The organism is Streptomyces dryopteridis, assembly GCF_049606955.1.
Lineage (GTDB): Bacteria > Actinomycetota > Actinomycetes > Streptomycetales > Streptomycetaceae > Streptomyces.
The window spans coordinates 2752764-2771279 of the sequence record NZ_CP187113.1 but is presented as its reverse complement, the minus strand read 5'-3'; the positions used below and the strand labels follow the sequence as shown (position 1 = coordinate 2771279).

The following is an 18516-nucleotide window of genomic DNA, read 5'->3' as shown; positions in this document are numbered from 1 at the left end:
CGAGGCCGAGGGGAATCGTTTCTTCTGGTCACGTCAGACGCCCATGCCGTAGGCGATGCCGACGATCGTGCTCAGCGAGGCCACCAAGAAGATGCAGGCCAGACCGCCGACCATCATCCCCTTGCCCCGCGAGGAGTCCATGGTCGAGTGACCCTCGCCGAACCACCCCTTCGACTTCCCCAGCCCCGCGAGGAACGCGCCGACGCCCAAGGCGAGGACCACAGCCGCGAGCACGCCCAGCAGGACCTTGGCCGTGTTGCCGAGCTTCCCGAACGGGCCCCAATCGGGCTTGATGCCGGACACGGTGTCGACCCCGGCGGCCAGCACGGTGTGCGTGCTCGGGTCGGAGAGGAGGCTGAACGACTGCATGACGAACTCCTTGAACGAGGGAGGGGAGGAGAGGGGCGAGCGCTCAGCCGACGCGGCGCATCGCGATGATCTGGGGGGCCCAGGTCGACAGCGGTTGGATGCGGACCTGCACCCCGGTCCGCGGCGCTTCGATCACCTGGTTGGCACCGATGTACATGCCGACGTGCTCAGGGCCGGCGGGCCCTGGCCGTGTGAAGAGGAGGTCCCCGGGTGCCAGCGCGCTGATCGAGGTGACCGCCGTCCCGGAATGGACTTGGTCGTACGTGACCCGGGGCAGGTTGACGCCGGCCTTGCCCCAGGCCATCTGCACGAGGCTGGAACAGTCGCAGCCGCCACCACCGGTGTACGGCGCGACGCACGATCCGCCCCAGACGTACCAGGTCCCCAGCGCCGTCTTGGCAGCGGCGATGGCGGCGGCAGCGCCCTTGCCGGCCGGGACGTTCGTGATGGCGGCGGCCCACTTCGTGGCCAGCTCACGGATGTGCTTCACGTACCCGCGCGTCTCTTCGAACGGGGGGATCCCGCCGTACTTCTGCACGTTGCCCGGCCCCGCGTTGTAGGCCGCGAGCATCAGATCCGTGATGTCGCCGGGGATCTTGTCGACGTACCCCACAAGGACGCAGTCGTAGTTCGCCATCGAGGCCACGGCGTCCGCCGGGTTGAACGGGTCGGCCTTTCCGTCACCGTCGCCGTCCACGCCGTAATCGCCCCACGTCCCGGGGAGGAATTGGGCCATCCCTTGAGCCCCGGAGCTGGTGTTGACCGCCTTCGGGTCGAAGCCGCTCTCGGTGTAGAGCTGCGCGGCGATCAGGCTTGGCGTGATCTGCGGGCACTTCGTTCCGAACTTCGTGACCAGGGTCCGCAGCCACCCCGGCACGGGGGCGTCCGTGGCGATCCCGCCGCCGAAGCCGGCCCCGCCGGTCGCCGCGCTGCTGGACCCGCCCAGCATCAACAGGCCGCCGATCAGCGTGCCGACCACGAGCACGGCCCCGAGGCCCAGGCCGGCGCCCGTCTTGCCGTTCACGCGATCACGCCCACGGCAGCGCGGCCACGCGCCACCCGTCGGAGGTGCTGGTGAGTCGCAGCGCCATGTGGTCCGCCGAGGTCCGCGTCCGGCCGGTCCCGGTCGTGGCGGTGACGCGATAGCCGACCCGGACGAGGGCGGCCGACGGCGTGGGGTCGGGGGCACCGTCCGGGACGACGACGCTCACGATCTCTGCGGTCTGCCGGGTCCGGTCCTCGCGCAGGCGAGCCCAGGCGCCGGCCTGACCCGCGCGCGGCTCACCCAGGAGCCGCACGAGGTCGCCCGTCGCCCACCGGGCCGCGCGCCGGCCCGCAGCGGTGAAGCCGTCGTCCTGGCCGTCGCGGGCGTCACGACTCGCGTAGGCGGTGACGAAGCTGCGCGCCACCTGCTCCACGGCGTCCGGCACCGCCGGCGGAACCGAGCTGCTCTTGGCGGTCGGCCCGCCGGTCGTGGGTGCCGACGTGGGGGCGGCCAGCATGACGGCCGGCTGCTCCCCCGTTACGGGGGCGGCGTCGGCCGAGGACGCCGGCAGCAGTGCGCAGCCGGTCAGCACCGCCCCTAGAAGAACGGCGCATATAGGCAGGAATGGGGCGTGTGGAGGCATGGAAGTACCAAGGGGAGGAGGACGAAGGGGAAGGGGCGGCGCGGAGCAGGAGGCCGCGCCGCCGAGGAGGCGCTAGCGCGCCGAGGTGCTGCCGGAGGCGCGGCGCCGCCGTGTCGCCCACACCGTCGCGCCGCCGGCCGCGACCAGCAGCCCTGCGCCGCCGGCGACCCACACGGACAGCTCCGCGCCCGTGGCCGCGAGGGACCCGGTCGGCTTGGCTGGGGCGTTGCCACCCTTCCCGGGCGCCGACGGGGCGGCCGGCGAGGTCGGGGCCGTGCTCGGTTCGGGGGTCTCGGGCGCGGGCGGCGTGGCGGCCCGGGTGTTCTCAACCCGGACGTCCACCGGCTCATCCGCCCGCGCGGTGATGGGCACGGGCCGCTCCGCGCGTTCGTACCCGGCCGGCGCCTTCGTCTCGGTGAGGAGGTATTCGATCCCGGTGTCCACGAGCGCATCGAGGTTCACGGGGGCGGACTTGCCGTCCTTCCCCGTCGTCCCCGACGCGACCTTCGTCCCCGGCACCTTGTTGCCGTCCGAGTCCACCTTGACCGTGCTCACCTGCCAGCCCATCCCGGCCAGCGGGGCCTTGTCGGCCTTGTCGACCTTGAGCACGGTCAGCCGCGCCGGCTTCGGATCGTTGAACATCGTGAGCGAGACGGCGGCGCCGGGCGTCGCCTTGAAGCTCTGGGGCTCACCGTTCAGCTGGTACTTGGCCGGGGCCTTGACCTCCTTGGCCCAGTAGGTCTGACCGGCCTTGACGTCCATCCCGATCTTGACCTTCGCGATGCCCGCGGCGTCCGTCGTGACCTCCGCGACCTTCTTGGTCCCGGGCTTCCCGCCGGCGTCGTCGAGGACGTTGATCACCGCGCCGGCGAGCGGCTTCCCGGTCTTCCGGTCGAGCTTCTTCAAGGTGAGGTCGGCCGGCTTGAACGGATCGACCACCACCACCGGCTTCGCCGTGCCGTCCTGGCCCGCCACGATCACTACGTCCTGATCGGGGACTGTCCCGTGGAGGTTCGAGCCCGACGAGGTTTCGTGCAGCCGGTACGTGCCCGCCGCCAGCCCCTTGAAGGTCAACACGCCAGAGCTGTCCGTCTTCCCCTCCGCCACGACCTTCGAGCCGGAGAGGAGTTGGAAGGCGGCACCCACCATCCGCGAACCCTCGGGGTCGCTCTTGTGGAGCGTCACCCCACCGGTCGCCGGCTTCACGTCCACGGGCGCCTCTGCGGCCACGGACGCCGTGTCGCCGGCGAGGAGCATCCGTTGCGCGCGGCTGTCCTTCGGGTCGAGCTTCTTCAACTGGGCCCCAGGAAGCCCCGAGGCCACCCCCTTGACGGTCAGCTTGCCCGCCTTGGCGGCCGTCGCGTCCCAGGTCGCCGTACCGTCTGCCCCGGTCGTCACGGAACCGTGGGCGTCCCCGGCTGTCATCGCGACCCGCACCCCGGGGATCTTGGCGCCGGAGACCTTCGAGGTCACCGACAGGTCCACGGACACCTTCGTGCCCACGGCCGTCTCGGTGACCTTCGGCCGCACGTGCAGTTCGTACGGCCCGGCGAGCCGGCGGGCCTCATCGAGGTACTGGAGCGCGAGGGTGCGCGAGGTCGGCGACACGACCGGGTAGGCCAGGCGGGTCTTGCCGCGGCTTCCGTTGATCCCGTACGACCCGCCGGCAAGCAGGTCGTACACGGCCGCGTCCACGGCCGCCGCCCGCGCGTCCACGGTCGTCTGCCCGTACCGGCTGATGATGTACGAGGCCCTGGCGACCGCGTCCGCGCCGACCTTGGCCCCGGTCTCGCTGGACATCCAGTCCGAGACCGCCACCGGGTCCCCGTAGCCGCCGGCCGCGTCGGGCCCCCGCCGGGACGGGTCCCCGCAGTAGGTCTGGAGGTCACCGTGCACGGGGGCACCCGGGGGACCGTAGGCCCCGATGTGAGATGTCGCGGCGTGGCCGTCGGAATCGGGAATGGCGTACCCGGGTCCGTATCGATCGGCAGCCACGGCGGAAGGCGCTATGGCCATGGTTCCGACGACCCCGGCAGCCACGGCCACCGCCGCGAGCCGCGAGGTTTGTATTCGACGTTTCATGTCACTCCTGTGGGGGTTATTCCGTTGCCGTCCGGAATCCTCACAAGGTGGCCGTATTGATTTCCAGTTTACGTTTGGGTGAATTCAGTTCCCTGAACTCGATGCACGAAAAGCGGAAAGCTTCACAGAAGCTTTCCGCTTGAATTGCGTCACGCGGGATGCGGTAGGGCCCTTCGGTCCGACCGAAGGGCCCTACGGACGGGACGCCCCGCTGGTCGAGGCGCCCCGCCGTCACGTCGCGGGCCGGATCACCAAAGGCGCGTGTCCGCCGCGTGCTCGTGCTCGCTCCTCTCCTCGTCCTCTTGGGCCAAGTGCTTCCGGGTCAGGTCCACCAGAACGGTCAAGCGCGCGTTGCTGATGGGGTGGCGGACCCTCACCGCGTCGCCCACGACGTCGCGAGTGACGCGGCCGGCCGCGCGCGCCGCTTCGACAGCCAGGGGCAGAGCCAGACGAAGGGCTTGGTCCTCCTCCGACCTCCCTTCGTCGCCCCGAGCTGTGGCGGTCCCGTCCGGGACGGGAGGGTGTGGTGCAGGGGCAGCCTCCTCCGTCCCGTCCGTCGACGGAGCCAGGTCTGTTGGGCGAGGCGGCGTCATTGGGGCGTCGTCCTGGCCGTCGTCGTGCCGACCGTCCGCAGTCCCCGGGGCCTCTGCGCCGTCACCCGGAAGCTCCGTCCCGTCCGGGACGGGACGGGGAAGCGGCGCGGGGTCCGGAGTCGCGGGGGACACCTCTGCCGGAGGGAGGAGGTCCCCTTCCACCGGTCCGTCCTCCCGGGGCGGCGGGGCGGGCCGTTCACGCACTGCGGGAGCAGGCGTTGGAGGGACGGCCCGGGGCTGCCCCGCTGGACCGAGAGGCGCGGCCGAGGCCGGCGTTCGGACGATTTCCGTGCGGGCCGTGGGCGCCGGCGGGCTGTTACCGGGCCCGTCGCAGACGCAGACCTCCACCGTCCTCGCCATGTGGATGTACAGGTGGACGGCCCCGGCCAGAGCCAGCGGGGCGACGGCCGCGAGCACGGCCACCACCTTGTCGCTCAGGTGCACCACACCGTTGGCCACGACCCCATTCATCGTGACCGAGTGCAGGCAGTTAGCCCAAATGCTGGTTCCCGTCGAGATGGCGAAGAGGGCCCAGACGTACAGCCGAGCGCGGAACGGAGCCGACCGCATCAGCACGAGCGCCCGCGTGGAGTAGGCAATGAAACCATCGAGGAAGACGGGGAACAGCCAGCTCAGGAGCGGAGCGGCGTGCATCGCCAGGGCGATTTGCCGAAGCGCGTCGAAGGAGAACACGAAGCCGGCGAGACCCAGTGCCGCGATGGCCGCACGGTCCCAGGCCGTCATCCTCCGAGGCCCGTCGTGATGGGGGCAGGGAGCGACGTCCTTGGTGAGGGTGCTCATGCCGCACCCTCCAGCCGGCGCCGATCCGGGCCGAGCATGGCCACGATCCGGGCGGTCTGCGCCAGTCGACTCGCGACGCGGTCCCCGACCCAGCTCACGAGGTCCTCGCCGTCGTCACTCCGGGGCGGCAGATTGCTCGTGATCACCGTGGGAAGCCGGTGGTCGTACCTGTAGAAGAAGATCCGCTCACTGGCTTCGTGGACGGCCTCCGACCACTTTCCCGCCCCGAGGTCATCGATCAGCAAGTACGGGACCCGGCACAGCCGGCCCATCGCGATCTCCGCGCTCCCCGGCGTCGCCGTCGGGCGCAGACTCGCGTACATGTCGGCTGCTCGGACCGCCAGCAGGCCAAAGTTCGGCACCGGTGCTTCGGCCAGCGCCCGGAGGGCTCCGTACGCCTCCCAGGTCTTCCCGCGGCCCACCGGACCGGTCAACACGAGGGATTGCGGCGTGGAGGGGCCTTCCAGCATCGCGCGCACCCAGTCCCGCACCGCCGGCGCGGTCGCCGTCGCTTCGGCGTACTGCGGCGGGGTCGCAGCCCTCCACCGGGCCACCGCCACGTCGGTCCGGGTCTGTCGGTGCCATTCCGGGGAGCCGGGTTCCTGCGGGCCTCCGGGGTCCGCGTACAGCGCTCCGCCCGAAGGGATCTGCATTCCCCGGTCCCGGAGGATCTCGTGCATCCGCCGCATGGCCGCTTCGTTGCCCAGTCGCGTCGGTTCGGGCATCAGAACCCACTCCCGTAGACGTCGGTCGAGACCGGGTCGACGTAGGCGCGAGCCGTGGGAACGCGCAGCGGGACGACGTTCGCGGGCGGGGTGATCGCGGGCAGGTCGCTCCAGATGCGCACCAGGTAGCGGGCGCTCTGCGGCCTGCGTGCCGGGTCCTTCCAACGACGGGCCGCGAGGTCCACGAGGCGAGCGACACCCCAGCGGGCCACGAGGGTCTGGACGGCCTTCCACTCCTCCAACGTCAGCCGCCACCCGACGGTCATTCCTGCGGCTTCCATCGCGTCCACCAGCGGCCGGGCCCCGTCGGGAACGTCGATCGATCCGGAACCCAGCTTGCTGGCTTGCTTGTTGTGGGGGGTACTCCCGAAGGGAGTACCCCCCACGCGCGTACGCGAGGCCGGTTCCGGGTCCGAACTTCTCTGAACTCCCCGCACAGAAGCCGAAGCTTCCTCACGGTTGATCGAAGAAGGTTCAGAGAAGGTGACGTCAGCAAGGGGGCCCAGCGACAACTGGTAGGTGTTGCGCACGGCGTGCCCGCGCCCGTGTTCGGTGCGCTTGACCTCACCGGCCTCTCTGAGGACCTTGAGCCCTTCGAAGACGGACCGATCGGTCAGACCGGTCATGTCGGCGACCTCCCGGGCCGACAGCGTGACCACGCCCCTGCCGTCGGCGTGGTGCGCGAGCGCGAGGAGGACCAGCCGGGCGCCGAGCCGGGACCGGGAGTGGTCGTACACGAGGTCGGTCATGGTCCCGCTCACCCGATCCTCCCCACCAGGCGCATCGAGGTGTGGCCGAAGGTCTGGTCGTCCTCCGGCACGAAGCCGTCCGCCAGCGGGCCGGGGGCACGGTAGAGCAGGCCGGCGTGGACGGCGTAGTCGTTGCCCAGCCCGGCCCAGTCGGCGCCGGGAAAGGCCCGTCGGATGAGCCAGGCCACGCGCGCGGCGGTTCGAACCGAGACGCTCACGACACCGAATCGAGAGTCGAAGATCCGCACGCTGTCGAATCGCGGAAAAGCAACGACGCGGACGACGGCGGCGGTCGGTACGAGGTCGGAAATCCAGGCGTTCAAGTTCTCACGCACTATCTGAATTTCGGAAGTTTTTGACATGGGGGTATCCCCTTGAGAAATCGAGAAAAGGATTGGGTCAGGCGGAAAGGCGGTTTTCCGGTTTCCTGTACCGAGCGTTCCGGGCGCGCCGGACGAGGTACTCGCGGCTCACGCCGATGCCTTGAGCTGCCGCAGACAAGTCGTGCACGGTCGCGTCGGTCGCGGCCTGCACGGCGGCCTGGCGCTCACCGGCGGTCAACGGCACACAGGCCGCACCGGCCACGGCGTCCTCCACCCGGTCCGCCCGGACCGTCGTGTGCCACGACCGCGTGAGGGCCGAGCGTTCCGCCGCGAGCAGACCGCCCCTGATCCCGTACGCGTCGCCCAAGGCCACCGAGTCCATCAGGCACCGTGCCGCCACCGGGCAGCCGGCGCACGCCGACAACGGAGCCGCGAGGGTGCCCCCGAGCAGCAGACGGACGTTCTCCGGGTCGGCGGTCGGGGAGTCGAAGCGGGGCATCCAGTCGTCCGGCCGGTCGGACGCACACGCGGCGGACTCCGCCCACCGGCGAGGTGCCCCCGAAGCCGCGTTCGTGAGGGGAGCCCAGTCGCCGTCCAACGCCGCGTCCGCCAGCGTCCGGATGGAGGGGGTCACTCGGCGCCGCCCCGGAACTGGGCGTAGACGTGCCGGCCCCGCGCCTTCGCGCGGAACGAGCCGGCCGGTTGGAACGCGACGAGCGCCCCGGTCCGGATCCGGTACGCCGCACCGGCCGCAGCCTGCGCCGTGACGCGAGTCCCGACGAAGGCCCAGCTCTTGGGCCGTGCCCGAAGGGCGTTCGCGATGTCGGTGTGCGCGGCGGGCCGCGAGCCCTGCGTCCGTTGGACGGGGGGCAGCTCTTCGAAGACCACGTCCGCCGCCGGAGCGGCCGGACGCGGGGATGCCTGAGAGGTCACTCCCATGACACAATCCCTTCTTCGGGCATGGGTGTGAACCCCCTGCCCGCGTCAGTCCCCAGAGCAGTGCTCAGGGGTGCTGTCGAAGTGCTGCCGCCGTGGTTCCTAGGCCGGTCGCGACAGCACGTGTGCCATGCGCCCCCGTCGGCTGGAGTTCCCGCTCCGCCGTCGGGGCGCATCTGTTTCGTGGGCGAAGCCCACTCACCGACACCGCCGAAGCGGCGCCAGCACGATCACCTTACCATCATTTTCTTCCCAACACTTCCAACCCAACATTTTGAACCTGTGCCGGATTGGGCCCCTACGCGATACTGAGGGAATGAAATCCGTTCAGGGCTTCTCGCCCCAGCGCCTCAAGGACGCCCGCGCCGACCGCTCGCAAGCTGTCGTCGCTGCCGCCGTCGGCGTTACGGAGAACACGTACGGCCGCTGGGAACGGGGTAAGGGGGCGCCGAGCGCGAAGGCGTTCGGCAGGTTGCTGGAAGTTCTCTCCGTGACCGCCGACGACTTGGTGGAGCCTCTCGGCGATGACGCGGACATTGCCGCCCTGCGGACGCGCGCCGGCCTGCGTCAGGTGGACGTGGCCGAGGTGCTGGCGATCCAGCCCAGTGATGTCAGCGAGCTGGAGGCGGGGAAGGTGCCGCTCCGAGAGGAGTGGGTGGGCCCGCTCTCCTCGCTGTTCGGCGTCCCCGCGGCGCGAGTCCGCAGCGCCGGCATTGTCGCCGCCGACCGGTGGCGAGCCGAAGTCCAGAGCATCCGCCCCTGACGGACTTCGCGCGCCTCCCCGTAAACGATCTTCACTTTCGCATTCCTTTGCCGGATCACAACGCGATCCTTACAGAGGGAAATGACGGAACGCGCATTCCGGAAGAAAGTTACCGGCCGATGGGCCCGCCCGATGGGGCGAAAGTCCCGGATTCCTGCCCGTTGCTGGATGTAATCTGAAATCCAGAGCAGTTCTTCGGTGACTTCTATCGCGAGGTGTGATAGTGAGTGTGGATGACCCGGCCATAGGTCTTCCAAGATTTCTGGTTGCGTGGCGCGCGGAAGCCGGTGCCAAACTCGGGAGGTCTCGCCCCCTGACGCAGATCGAAGTGGCCCAACGTGCGGGCGTGAGCGACAAGTGGTTCCGCGATCTCGAAAAGGGCCGCCTTCCCCGAAAGGCAGACCGCAAGGTCATGGAGGACCTGGCCGAGGCCCTCTTGCTGGAGCCGGACCAGCGCTTGACCCTCTTCCTGCACACCCTTGGGTGCCCAGCCCCCAAGGGCGTCACGGCCCTGCACGACAGCCCGCAGCACCGGGCACTTCAACTCGTCATCTCCCAGCAGGCCCCACGGCCGGCGTACCTGTCGGACGCGAGCTGGGAAATCATCGCCTACAACCAGGTCATGGCCGACTGGTTCCCATGGGTCAAGGAACCCGGCGCCAACCTCCTGCGCTGGGCTCTTCTGGATCCGGCGGCGCGCCGGCAGCTCGTGAGCTGGCGCAGCCACGCACGGGTCTACCTGGCCATGCTCCGCCTGCAATTGTCGCGTTATCGCGACCTTCCGCGGCTCATGCAGCTCCGGGACGACGTCCTTCGCGACCCCGCGTGCCTGGCGATCTGGGAAGAGGACGCGAAGGTCGTGGCCAACCGTGACGGTCACCACTTCCGCTTGAGGCTTCCGTATTTCGACGGTGCGGAGGTCGACCTTATAAGCCAGGTCCTCATTCCGGCCCAACTCGAAGACCTTCGCCTAGTCCTTTTGACGTGGCCCGGCGACGACTGCTTTCACGGTGAATTCCTGTCCCCTGAGTACGTGACCCGATCCGCCAAGGAACTGAAGAGCTGATGTTCGTCTACCCCTGCCCTATCCGTTGGTCCGACATGGACGCCAACGGCCACGTCAACAGCTCGCGATACGGCACCCTTCTCGAAGAGACCCGAATGCGAATGTTCGAGTCCCTCGTGCCCGCCGATCCCGCCGAGCGCCTGCGCCGGAACTTCTTGGTCCGCGAGCAGACGATCAAGTACCTCCGCCCCCTCGCCACCTGGGAGACCCCCGTCACCGTGGAGGCGTGGGTGACCGCGCTCAAGCGGGTCAGCTTCGAGGTGCACTACGAGATCAAGGACGCCGAGCAGACCTACGTCACCGCGTCCACGGTCATGGCCGGCGTCGACTCCACCACCGGCCGCATCCGCCGGTTCGAGGCCGAGGAGATGGCCGCGATGGAGTCCTTCCTTCTGGCCCCCGTCGAGGCCCCTGCGGGCGCCTGACTCACCCGACGAGCGACCGCCGGTGCCCAGTGCGCCGGCGGTCGCTGTTGTCGGGGCGCTGACCGCGCGCCAAGTGCGGGCGTCGGGGGCGTGCTCGGACCTATCAACTGATCATCGCGGCACTCCTCTGGGTGACTGGTGGGCCAGGGAGCAAGGCCGGAACGATCGTGTCGACCGGAGGTCCACATGGTTGGAGGAAGCATGGTTCGTGTTGTCCAGCGATGCGTTGCCGTGGTGGCGCTGATGGCGCTGCCGTTCATCGGCGCGACGGAAGCCCAGGCGGGCCCCAAGAAGTGGTACTCCACGGCCACCTGCGGCGTGGAGCAGATCGGGAAGGGGGACCACGGGGACAAGCAGCTCAAGGGCAATGGGGTCGGGAAGAGCAAAGGCGAAGCCGAGAAGGCCGCTCAGTCCGATGTCCAACGACAGATCGCGAGCAAGTTCGGCAAGGGCTTCCGGGCGCACCACTGCACGTTCCGCACCTCCCGACGGTAGGACGGAACCGTGAACAACCGAGACCGCAAGAAGATGGCCACGTGGATCTGCTCCGCGGCCGAGGACGGGCGCGTTGGCGCGCTCCGCGAGCTGCTTCACCGCGGCGGAGATCCCGACGGCCGGCGCCCTGACGGTGCCACGCCCCTCTACCTCGCGGCGGCCCAGGACCAGCCCCGCTGTGTGGAGGCCCTCTTGCAGGCCGGCGCGTCGCCGAACACGGAGTCGACGGGGTGGAGGGCAGGACTGCCCTTGGCGGTCGCCGCCACTCATGCCTTCGTGGACACCGCCGCCGTTCTGCTCCGATTCGGCGCGGACCCGCGCCAGGCGGAGACCGGAGGGTCGCCGGCCGTTCAGTGGGCCGACAGGCCCGGTGACGACTCGCCCCAGCGCAAGGCGATCAAGGAGCTGTTGGCCGGCGCGTAGTGCCGGATCGAGGTCCGAGAGTGGATCGCTCCCGGAGGCGACCGCGCAGGGGGACGGCTTCATGGAGCCGTCCCCCTCAATGCGTCCGGTGCGTGCGCTTCCAGCTCGGCACGGTGCGTGACCGGCGCGCCGGGCGTTGCCGGTCGTCGGACCCGGAGGGCCGGGCCACCTGGCCCCGTACGGCGGTATGCTCCCTACTGACCGCTGGTGATCCCCTTCAGGACTGCTGACGGTTCGTCACGGCCCCGCTTGCGGCCCGCGGCCTATACGCGGCCCAGCTTTCGAGGTCAGGGACGGTTTTCCCTGCCAGGTGGGTTGCCCGAGCGGCCTAAGGGAGCAGTCTTGAAAACTGCCGAGGCGGCAACGTCTCCGTGGGTTCAAATCCCACACCCACCGCACCGAGAAGGGGCGCCCCGTCGGGGGCGCCCCTTCGGCGTTCCGGGTCGGTGTCCTGGGGCTGCTTGGTGAAAGTGCAGGTCAGGGGCTTGTCCAGAGGGGATGGGCCGCCCGGTGCTGCGCCGTACGGGTGGTGTTTGTCGGAAGATCGGCGTGCGTGCCACGACTGTTCGAGGTGCGGACGCATCATGACGAATGTATGCAGATCCGCCCGTCGCAACAGTCTGGATCGGAGCACGTCATGAGCATCGTCGGCAGCAGCGGTTTCGTTCTCTTCCTTCTGTGGACCCTGTCCGTCACCGGCCTCGTGGTGGTCTACGCGGCCCGCGGCGCGGCGGCCCGCGCCGACCGGGTGGAGCGCGTCGTGCGGATCGTGGAGAGCGGATCGGCGCCGACCGGTGCGACGGGTGGGGGGACGGTGACGGAGTTCCCCCGACAGGCCGCCCGGATGCGGCGGTTGACGGCGGCCGGCGCCGCGCTGCCGCCCACCCTGGTGCAGCGGATCCGCGCGGAGGCCCACGGTTCCTCCCCCTCCGCCCGTCGCCGTTCCACCACCGCCCTGGCCGCCGCCGGTCGACCCGCGGTGACCGATCGGGACCAGGAGCCGTTCTCCGGCTGAGAGCACGCACGACGAGGGCACGAGAGACGGCACGGAAGACGGCACGGAAGACGGCGCGAGAGACGGCAGGGCGCGGAGGGCCCCGGGGTCGGATGTCCCGGGAGGGCGCGGTGCGCGGAGTACGCGCGGCCGCGACGGGCAGGACCCGCCAGCCTGGCACGGCGGCGGTGTCGGACGGCGCGCGACACTCGCGCGCGGGTCACGGAACGTGACGATACGGCCGAATGGCCGGATGCAGGGGTGGGCGCCGGGGGCGTGCGAGGGGCGCGCGTGCGCCGAGGGCTTGGCATTGCTGGACGACGCCTGCACAACGCGAGGCCGTGCGGTCGGGAAACCCGAGGTTTTCCGGACACGCCGGCCATTTCCGCATGTCCGGACCCGGGTGCGGGGGCGCGCGGGTCGCACTTCGGACGGAACGCTTCGGCCCTTGTGGCCCAAGGGCACCGGGCACCTCACGGCGTGGCGCCGGGGGCTTTGGGGGCGTGAATGAGGTTTATCCGATGTTGCTCATGCTTGCGGGGGAATCAGGCGCCCCGGGCTGGTTCGAGGGGGACCGGGTGGGCGACTCTGGTCCGGCGACGTCGTCACTGTGTGAGAACGATCGGGGCAGTCGGCCAACTGCCTTGTGCAACCCCCCACTTCGGGTTCTATGGAGGATCAGGACATGGCAAGCATCCGTACCGCCCGGGTCATCGCGACCGTCGCCTCGCTCCCGCTCGCCGTCGCCCTCTTCGGTGGCGTCGCCCAGGCCGACAACGGCGGTTTCGCGGACAACGGATCCAACACCAGCGTCGCGAGCGTCGTCGGCAGCGGGGTCGCCGGCGACAACCACGGCAACTCGTCCACCACCCAGCAGGTCGCCACCGGTTCCGGCGCCTCCAACCAGAACAACGGGGCGCAGGTCAACGGCTCCGGCGTGACGGCGATCGACCAGTCCAACGTGGCGGTCAACTTCCACTGGCACTAGTGGGGCCCGGGGAGCACGCGTCGACGGGCCACGAGGAGGCGGCCCGTCGGTCGGGGATCCCCGTGCCGAGATCGAGTTCTCCGTCGCACGTGCGCGAGGGCGTTCGCGAGGCCGGGCCGAGCAGGGTCCCGGTGTCGCGGGCGCCCTCGCGCGCGTCCCGGTCCGCGCCTTGACAGGGGACGGGAATCTGACGGACAGTCAGGTCCTGTCTCCGCAGGGCCGGCCCCGCTCCCGCGGACCCGTCGCACCGGCCCGACCGCTCGCCCGCCGGGAGGACCGCACGTGCACCTCGCACCCACCGCAGCGCAGACACGGCTGCGCGCCGACCTGCGCGCCCGCTTCGCCGAGCTGATGCCCCAGGGGCCGCCCGCCGACCCCGTCGAGGGCCGCGCCCTGCTCCGCCGGATCGGCGCCGCCGGCCTGCTGGGCCTGGGCTGGCCCACCGAGTACGGCGGCGCGGGCCGGGGCCCGGAGGAGCAGTTCGTCTTCTTCGACGAGGCATACCGCGCCGGCGCGCCGGTCTCCATGGTCACGCTCAACACCGTCGGCCCGACCCTGATGAAGTACGGCACCGAGGAACAGAAGGCGTACTTCCTCCCCCGGATCCTCGCCGGCGAACTCGTCTTCGCCATCGGCTACTCCGAACCCGAGGCCGGCACCGACCTCGCCTCCCTGCGCACCCGCGCCGTGCCCTCCGAGGACGGCTCCGAGTGGGTGATCGACGGGCAGAAGATCTTCACCTCGAACGCCCAGAACGCCGACTGGATCTGGCTCGCCTGCCGTACCGACCCCGAGGCCCCCAAGCACAAGGGCATCTCGATCGTGCTGGTCCCCACCGCCGCCCCCGGCTTCTCCTGGACCCCCATCGAGACCGTCGGCGGCCAGACCACCACCGCCACCTACTACGACGGGGTCCGGGTCCCGCGCGCGAACCTCGTCGGCGCCGAACACGCCGGCTGGCGGCTGATCACCAACCAGCTCAACCACGAACGCGTCGCCCTCGCCGCCATCGGCATGCAGGCCGAGGACTTCCACGCCGCCGCCCTGCACCGGGCCCGCACCCGCGACCCGATCGGCGGCGAACGCCCCGCCGACCAGCCCTGGGTGCGCGCCCGGCTCGCCGAATCGCACGCCCGGCTCGCCGCCGTGCGGCTGCTGAACTGGCGGCTCGTGCAGGACGTCGGCGCCGACACCCTCGCCCCCGGGGACGCCAGCGGGGTCAAGTTCCACGGCACCGAGGCCGCCGTCGAGATCTACCGGATCTGCCAGGAGGTCGTCGGCGACACCGCCCTCGTCCGGGGCCCCGAGGGCTTCCTCGGCGGGGAGCTGGAGCGGATGAACCGCGCCGCGCAGATCAACACCTTCGGCGGCGGGGTCAGCGAGGTCCAACGCGAGATCGTCGCCCAGATGCGGCTGGGGATGAAGGGGAGGAAGCGATGAGCGCGTCCGACACGAGCGCCGAGGACCGGGCGGAGGCCACGGCCGCCCAGGCCCGGTACGAGGCCCTGCGCGCCTACGAGGGCCGCGCGGCCGCCGTCGGCGGCACCGCCAAGGACCCCGTCAACACCGCCATGATCCGCCACTGGTGCGAGGCCATGGGCGACACCGACCCCCGGTACACCGGCCCCGACCCGATCGCCCCGCCCACCATGCTCCAGGCGTGGACCATGGGCGGCCTCTCCGGGCACGGCGACGGCACCGGCCGGGCCACGGCCTACGACGAGCTCCTCGCCCTCCTCGACGCCGACGGCCGCACCTCGGTGGTCGCCACCGACTGCGAACAGGAGTACCTGCGCCCGCTGCGCCCCGGCGACGTGGTCCGCTACGACGCCGTCATCGAGTCGGTCTCCCCGCTGAAGACCACCCGCCTGGGCACCGGCCACTTCGTCACCAGCCGGATGGACCTCACGGTGGACGGCGAACCCGTGGGCACCCACCGGTTCCGGATCCTCAAGTACGCCCCGGCCCGCCGCCCCCAACCCCCCGCCGCCGCCCCCGCCGGGTCCGAGCGCCCCCGCCGGCCCCGCCCCGTGGTCAACCGCGACAACCGGGGCTACTGGGACGGGGTGCGCGAACACCGCCTGCTGATCCAGCGCTGCGCCGACTGCGCGACCCTCCGCTTCCCCTGGCTGCCCGGCTGCAACTCCTGCGGCGGGGCCGACTGGGACACCGTCGAGGCCGCCGGCACCGGCACCGTCTTCAGCCACGTGGTCATGCACCACCCGCCCTTCCCGGCCTTCGACCCGCCCTACGCGGTGGCCCTGGTCGAGCTGACGGAGGGGGTCCGGATCCTCGGCAACGTCGTCGGCGTGCCCTGCGACAAGGTCCGGGTCGGCCTGCCCGTCCGCGTCGAGTTCCACCGGGTGGACGAGGAACTCGAACTGCCCGCCTTCCGCGTCGAGGAGGGCCACTGATGGACTTCCGGCCCACCGAGGAGCAGACCGAGGCGGTCCGCCTCGCCGCCCGCATACTCGGCGACCTCTCCGACCACACCCGCCTCGACGCCGCCGGCGGCGGAGTGGACGCCGAACTCTGGAAGGCCCTCGCCGACGCCGGTCTGATCGCCGCCGTCCTCGACGAACCCGGGGCCCCGGGCCTGGGCCTGCTCGGCCTGGTCCTGCTGCTGGAGGAACAGGGCCGGGTCACCGCCCAGGTCCCGTACGCCGCGACCTGCGCCTGGGGCCTGCTCCCGATCGCCGCCCACGGCTCGGCCCGACAGCGCGCCGAACTGCTCCCGGCCCTCGCCGCCGGCGAACTCGTGGCCACCGGGGCCTTCCCGGCCCGCCCCGGCCTGGTCTCCGCCGCCGGCCGGCTCACCGGCACCGCCCCCGTCGTGCCCTGGCTGCGCGGCGCCGACCTCGTCCTCGTGCCCGACGCCGACCGCGCCCTGTGGCTCGTGCGCACCGACGACCCCGGGGTGCGCGTCACCCCCGTCGAGACCACCGCGCCCTGGGCGGCGGGCCGGCTCGACCTGGACGGCGCGGCCGGGACGCGCCTCGGCCCGCCCGGGGACCCCGAGCCCTACGAGCGGACCCTGGACGCCGCCCGGATCGCCTTCGCCGGCCTCCAGGCCGGGGTCTGCGCGGGATCCCTGGCCCGCGCCGTGGCCCACACCTCCACCCGTGAACAGTTCGGCCGCCCGCTCTCCACCCACCAGGGCGTCCAGCTCCGCGCCGCCGACGCCCACATGGACACCGAGGCGATCCGGGTCACCGCCTACGAGGCCGCCTGGCGCGTGGACCAGGGCCTGCCCGCCCACGCCGAGGCCCTCACCGCCGCCTGGTGGGCCGCCGAGGCCGGCCGCCGCGTCGTGCACACCGGCCAGCACCTGCACGGCGGGACCGGCGCCGACCTCGACCACCCCGTGCACCGGCACTTCCTGTGGGGCCGGCAGATCGACGCCCTGCTCGGCGGCGGCGCCCGCCTGCTCGCCGAACTCGGCGAACACCTCACCGAGGGCCCGGCCGCCGCGGCCCCCACCGCACCGGAAGGACGGTCATGAGCAGCCCCGACACCCCGCCCCCGCTCGCGGTCGGCACCGCCCTGCCCCCCACCGTCGTCCCCGTCACCCGCACCCTCATCGTGGCCGGGGCCATCGCCTCCCGCGACTACCAGGACGTGCACCACGACGTGGAACTCGCGCGGGAGAAGGGCTCCCCGGACATCTTCATGAACATCCTCACCACCAACGGGCTCGTCGGCGCCTACCTCTCCGACCGGCTCGGCCCCCGGGCCGTACTGCGCCGCCTCGCGATCCGGCTCGGCACCCCCAACCACCCCGGCGACACCATGACCCTCACCGGCACGGTCACCGCCCTCACCGAACCCGACCCCGCCGACCCGAACGCCGAACGCACCGTGGAGATCCGCGTCCTCGGCACCAACGCCGCCGGCCCGCACGTCACCGGCACGGCCACCCTCACCCTCCCCCAGGAGCCGACGCCATGAGCCTGCGCACCCCCGACCGCCTCGGCGGCCGCGCCGCCATCGCCGGCATCGGCGCCACAGAGTTCTCCAAGGACTCCGGCCGCAGTGAACTCAAACTCGCCGTCGAGGCCGTCCACGCCGCCCTCGACGACGCCGGCCTCACCCCGGCCGACGTGGACGGCATGGTCACCTTCACCATGGACACCAACCCCGAGATCACCGTCGCCCAGGCGGCCGGCATCGGCGAGCTGTCCTTCTTCTCCCGCATCCACTACGGCGGCGGCGCGGCCTGCGCCACCGTCCAACAGGCCGCCATGGCCGTCGCCACCGGCATCGCCGAGGTCGTCGTCTGCTACCGCGCCTTCAACGAACGCTCCGGACGCCGCTTCGGCTCCGGCGTCCAACACCGCGAGCCCTCCGCCGAGGGCGTGGCCATGGGCTGGGCCCTGCCCTCCGGCCTGCTCACCCCCGCCTCCTGGGTGGCCATGACCGCCCAGCGCTACCTGCACGCCCACGACCTCACCCCGGAGGCATTCGGCCCGGTCGCGGTCACCGCCCGCCGGCACGCCGCGACCAACCCGCACGCCTGGTTTCACGGGAAACCCATCACCCTCGCCGACCACGCCGCCTCCCGCTGGATCGTCGAACCCCTGCGCCTGCTCGACTGCTGCCAGGAGACCGACGGCGCCCAGGCCATCGTCGTCACCACCGTCGAACGCGCCCGCGACCTGGCCCGCCCGCCCGCCGTGATCCGCGCCGCCGCCCAGGGCGCCGCCCGCGGCCAGGAGGCCATGACCTCCTTCTACAGCTCCGACCTCACCGGCCTGCCCGAGATGGGCGTGGTCGCCCGCCAGCTGTGGAACACCAGCGGACTGCGACCCGACGAGATCGACGTGGGCATCATCTACGACCACTTCAGCCCCTTCGTGCTGATGCAGCTGGAGGAGTTCGGCTTCTGCGGACGCGGCGAGGGCTCCGCCTTCGTCGCCGCCGACACCCTCCCCCTCAACACCCACGGCGGACAGCTCGGCGAGGCATACCTGCACGGGATGAACGGCATCGCCGAGGCCGTCCGACAGGTCCGCGGCACGGCCGTCAACCAGGTCGACGGGGCGACCCACACCCTGGTCACCGCCGGCACCGGCGTCCCCACCTCCGGCCTGATCCTGGGCGCCGACGGCTGAGCCCGCCGACCCCGCCCAGGGCCCTTCCCCGACCCGCCCTCCGGG

The 18516-nt window shown here is 71.5% G+C and carries 22 protein-coding genes and 1 tRNA gene; 13 read left to right on the top strand and 10 right to left on the bottom strand.

The window, feature by feature from the left end; translation table 11 throughout:
- Window positions 1–33 precede the first annotated feature (33 nt).
- The 10 genes from ACN20G_RS11765 to ACN20G_RS11720 all read right to left on the bottom strand — a co-directional run bounded on the left by ACN20G_RS11765 (window position 34) and on the right by ACN20G_RS11720 (window position 8209).
- On the bottom strand, window positions 34–369 hold the full coding sequence (locus ACN20G_RS11765; RefSeq protein WP_424212692.1) for a hypothetical protein: 336 nt from the start codon (window positions 367–369) through the stop codon (window positions 34–36).
- A 43-nt stretch (window positions 370–412) separates the two neighbouring features.
- A complete protein-coding gene (locus ACN20G_RS11760) occupies window positions 413–1393 on the bottom strand; it encodes an NlpC/P60 family protein (protein WP_424212691.1) in 981 nt (326 codons plus the stop codon).
- A gap of 4 nt (window positions 1394–1397) precedes the next feature.
- On the bottom strand, window positions 1398–1946 hold the full coding sequence (locus ACN20G_RS11755; protein WP_424212690.1) for a hypothetical protein: 549 nt from the start codon (window positions 1944–1946) through the stop codon (window positions 1398–1400).
- A gap of 123 nt (window positions 1947–2069) precedes the next feature.
- The gene (locus ACN20G_RS11750; RefSeq protein WP_424212689.1) at window positions 2070–3893 is read right to left on the bottom strand and encodes a SpaA isopeptide-forming pilin-related protein; all 1824 of its coding nucleotides are present in this window, start codon (window positions 3891–3893) and stop codon (window positions 2070–2072) included.
- A 434-nt stretch (window positions 3894–4327) separates the two neighbouring features.
- On the bottom strand, window positions 4328–5473 hold the full coding sequence (locus ACN20G_RS11745) for a DUF2637 domain-containing protein (protein ID WP_424212688.1): 1146 nt from the start codon (window positions 5471–5473) through the stop codon (window positions 4328–4330).
- Window positions 5470–6198 (bottom strand): ATP-binding protein, encoded by a 729-nt coding sequence (locus ACN20G_RS11740; protein ID WP_424212687.1) that lies wholly within the window; start codon window positions 6196–6198, stop codon window positions 5470–5472. The genes ACN20G_RS11745 and ACN20G_RS11740 overlap by 4 nt, the downstream gene beginning before the upstream one ends.
- On the bottom strand, window positions 6198–6947 hold the full coding sequence (locus ACN20G_RS11735; protein ID WP_424212686.1) for a hypothetical protein: 750 nt from the start codon (window positions 6945–6947) through the stop codon (window positions 6198–6200). The genes ACN20G_RS11740 and ACN20G_RS11735 overlap by 1 nt, the downstream gene beginning before the upstream one ends.
- 8 nt (window positions 6948–6955) lie before the next feature.
- On the bottom strand, window positions 6956–7282 hold the full coding sequence (locus ACN20G_RS11730) for a hypothetical protein (RefSeq protein ID WP_424212685.1): 327 nt from the start codon (window positions 7280–7282) through the stop codon (window positions 6956–6958).
- Between the two features lie 64 nt (window positions 7283–7346).
- The gene (locus ACN20G_RS11725; protein ID WP_424212684.1) at window positions 7347–7904 is read right to left on the bottom strand and encodes a WhiB family transcriptional regulator; all 558 of its coding nucleotides are present in this window, start codon (window positions 7902–7904) and stop codon (window positions 7347–7349) included.
- Window positions 7901–8209 (bottom strand): hypothetical protein, encoded by a 309-nt coding sequence (locus tag ACN20G_RS11720; protein WP_424212683.1) that lies wholly within the window; start codon window positions 8207–8209, stop codon window positions 7901–7903. The genes ACN20G_RS11725 and ACN20G_RS11720 overlap by 4 nt, the downstream gene beginning before the upstream one ends.
- Window positions 8210–8522: 313 nt before the next feature.
- Between ACN20G_RS11720 and ACN20G_RS11715 the strand changes: the two genes are divergently transcribed.
- The 13 genes from ACN20G_RS11715 (at window position 8523) to ACN20G_RS11655 (ending at window position 18471) form a co-directional block, all read left to right on the top strand.
- A complete protein-coding gene (locus tag ACN20G_RS11715) occupies window positions 8523–8969 on the top strand; it encodes a helix-turn-helix domain-containing protein (protein WP_424212682.1) in 447 nt (148 codons plus the stop codon).
- A 346-nt stretch (window positions 8970–9315) separates the two neighbouring features.
- Complete coding sequence (locus ACN20G_RS11710; RefSeq protein ID WP_424212681.1) at window positions 9316–10035, top strand: XRE family transcriptional regulator; 720 nt, start codon at window positions 9316–9318, stop codon at window positions 10033–10035.
- Complete coding sequence (locus ACN20G_RS11705; protein ID WP_424212680.1) at window positions 10035–10460, top strand: acyl-CoA thioesterase; 426 nt, start codon at window positions 10035–10037, stop codon at window positions 10458–10460. The genes ACN20G_RS11710 and ACN20G_RS11705 overlap by 1 nt, the downstream gene beginning before the upstream one ends.
- Before the next feature lie 201 nt (window positions 10461–10661).
- Window positions 10662–10955 carry a hypothetical protein gene (locus tag ACN20G_RS11700; protein WP_424212679.1) on the top strand — a complete coding sequence of 98 codons (294 nt, stop codon included), beginning with the start codon at window positions 10662–10664 and terminating at the stop codon, window positions 10953–10955.
- Between the two features lie 9 nt (window positions 10956–10964).
- A complete protein-coding gene (locus ACN20G_RS11695; protein ID WP_424212678.1) occupies window positions 10965–11378 on the top strand; it encodes an ankyrin repeat domain-containing protein in 414 nt (137 codons plus the stop codon).
- Between the two features lie 309 nt (window positions 11379–11687).
- Window positions 11688–11774, top strand: a tRNA-Ser gene (locus ACN20G_RS11690).
- A 241-nt stretch (window positions 11775–12015) separates the two neighbouring features.
- Window positions 12016–12393 (top strand): DUF6344 domain-containing protein, encoded by a 378-nt coding sequence (locus ACN20G_RS11685; RefSeq protein ID WP_424212677.1) that lies wholly within the window; start codon window positions 12016–12018, stop codon window positions 12391–12393.
- Window positions 12394–13057: 664 nt separating this feature from the next.
- The gene (locus ACN20G_RS11680) at window positions 13058–13360 is read left to right on the top strand and encodes a hypothetical protein (protein ID WP_424212676.1); all 303 of its coding nucleotides are present in this window, start codon (window positions 13058–13060) and stop codon (window positions 13358–13360) included.
- 282 nt (window positions 13361–13642) lie between these two features.
- Window positions 13643–14800 carry an acyl-CoA dehydrogenase family protein gene (locus ACN20G_RS11675; RefSeq protein WP_424212675.1) on the top strand — a complete coding sequence of 386 codons (1158 nt, stop codon included), beginning with the start codon at window positions 13643–13645 and terminating at the stop codon, window positions 14798–14800.
- Window positions 14797–15774, top strand: coding sequence for a bifunctional MaoC family dehydratase N-terminal/OB-fold nucleic acid binding domain-containing protein (locus ACN20G_RS11670; RefSeq protein ID WP_424212674.1), 978 nt, complete (start codon window positions 14797–14799; stop codon window positions 15772–15774). Before ACN20G_RS11675 ends, ACN20G_RS11670 begins: the two co-directional genes overlap by 4 nt.
- Window positions 15774–16862, top strand: coding sequence for an acyl-CoA dehydrogenase family protein (locus ACN20G_RS11665; protein ID WP_424212673.1), 1089 nt, complete (start codon window positions 15774–15776; stop codon window positions 16860–16862). Before ACN20G_RS11670 ends, ACN20G_RS11665 begins: the two co-directional genes overlap by 1 nt.
- Complete coding sequence (locus ACN20G_RS11660) at window positions 16859–17308, top strand: acyl dehydratase (protein ID WP_424212672.1); 450 nt, start codon at window positions 16859–16861, stop codon at window positions 17306–17308. The genes ACN20G_RS11665 and ACN20G_RS11660 overlap by 4 nt, the downstream gene beginning before the upstream one ends.
- On the top strand, window positions 17305–18471 hold the full coding sequence (locus tag ACN20G_RS11655; protein WP_424212671.1) for a lipid-transfer protein: 1167 nt from the start codon (window positions 17305–17307) through the stop codon (window positions 18469–18471). The genes ACN20G_RS11660 and ACN20G_RS11655 overlap by 4 nt, the downstream gene beginning before the upstream one ends.
- Window positions 18472–18516 lie beyond the last annotated feature (45 nt).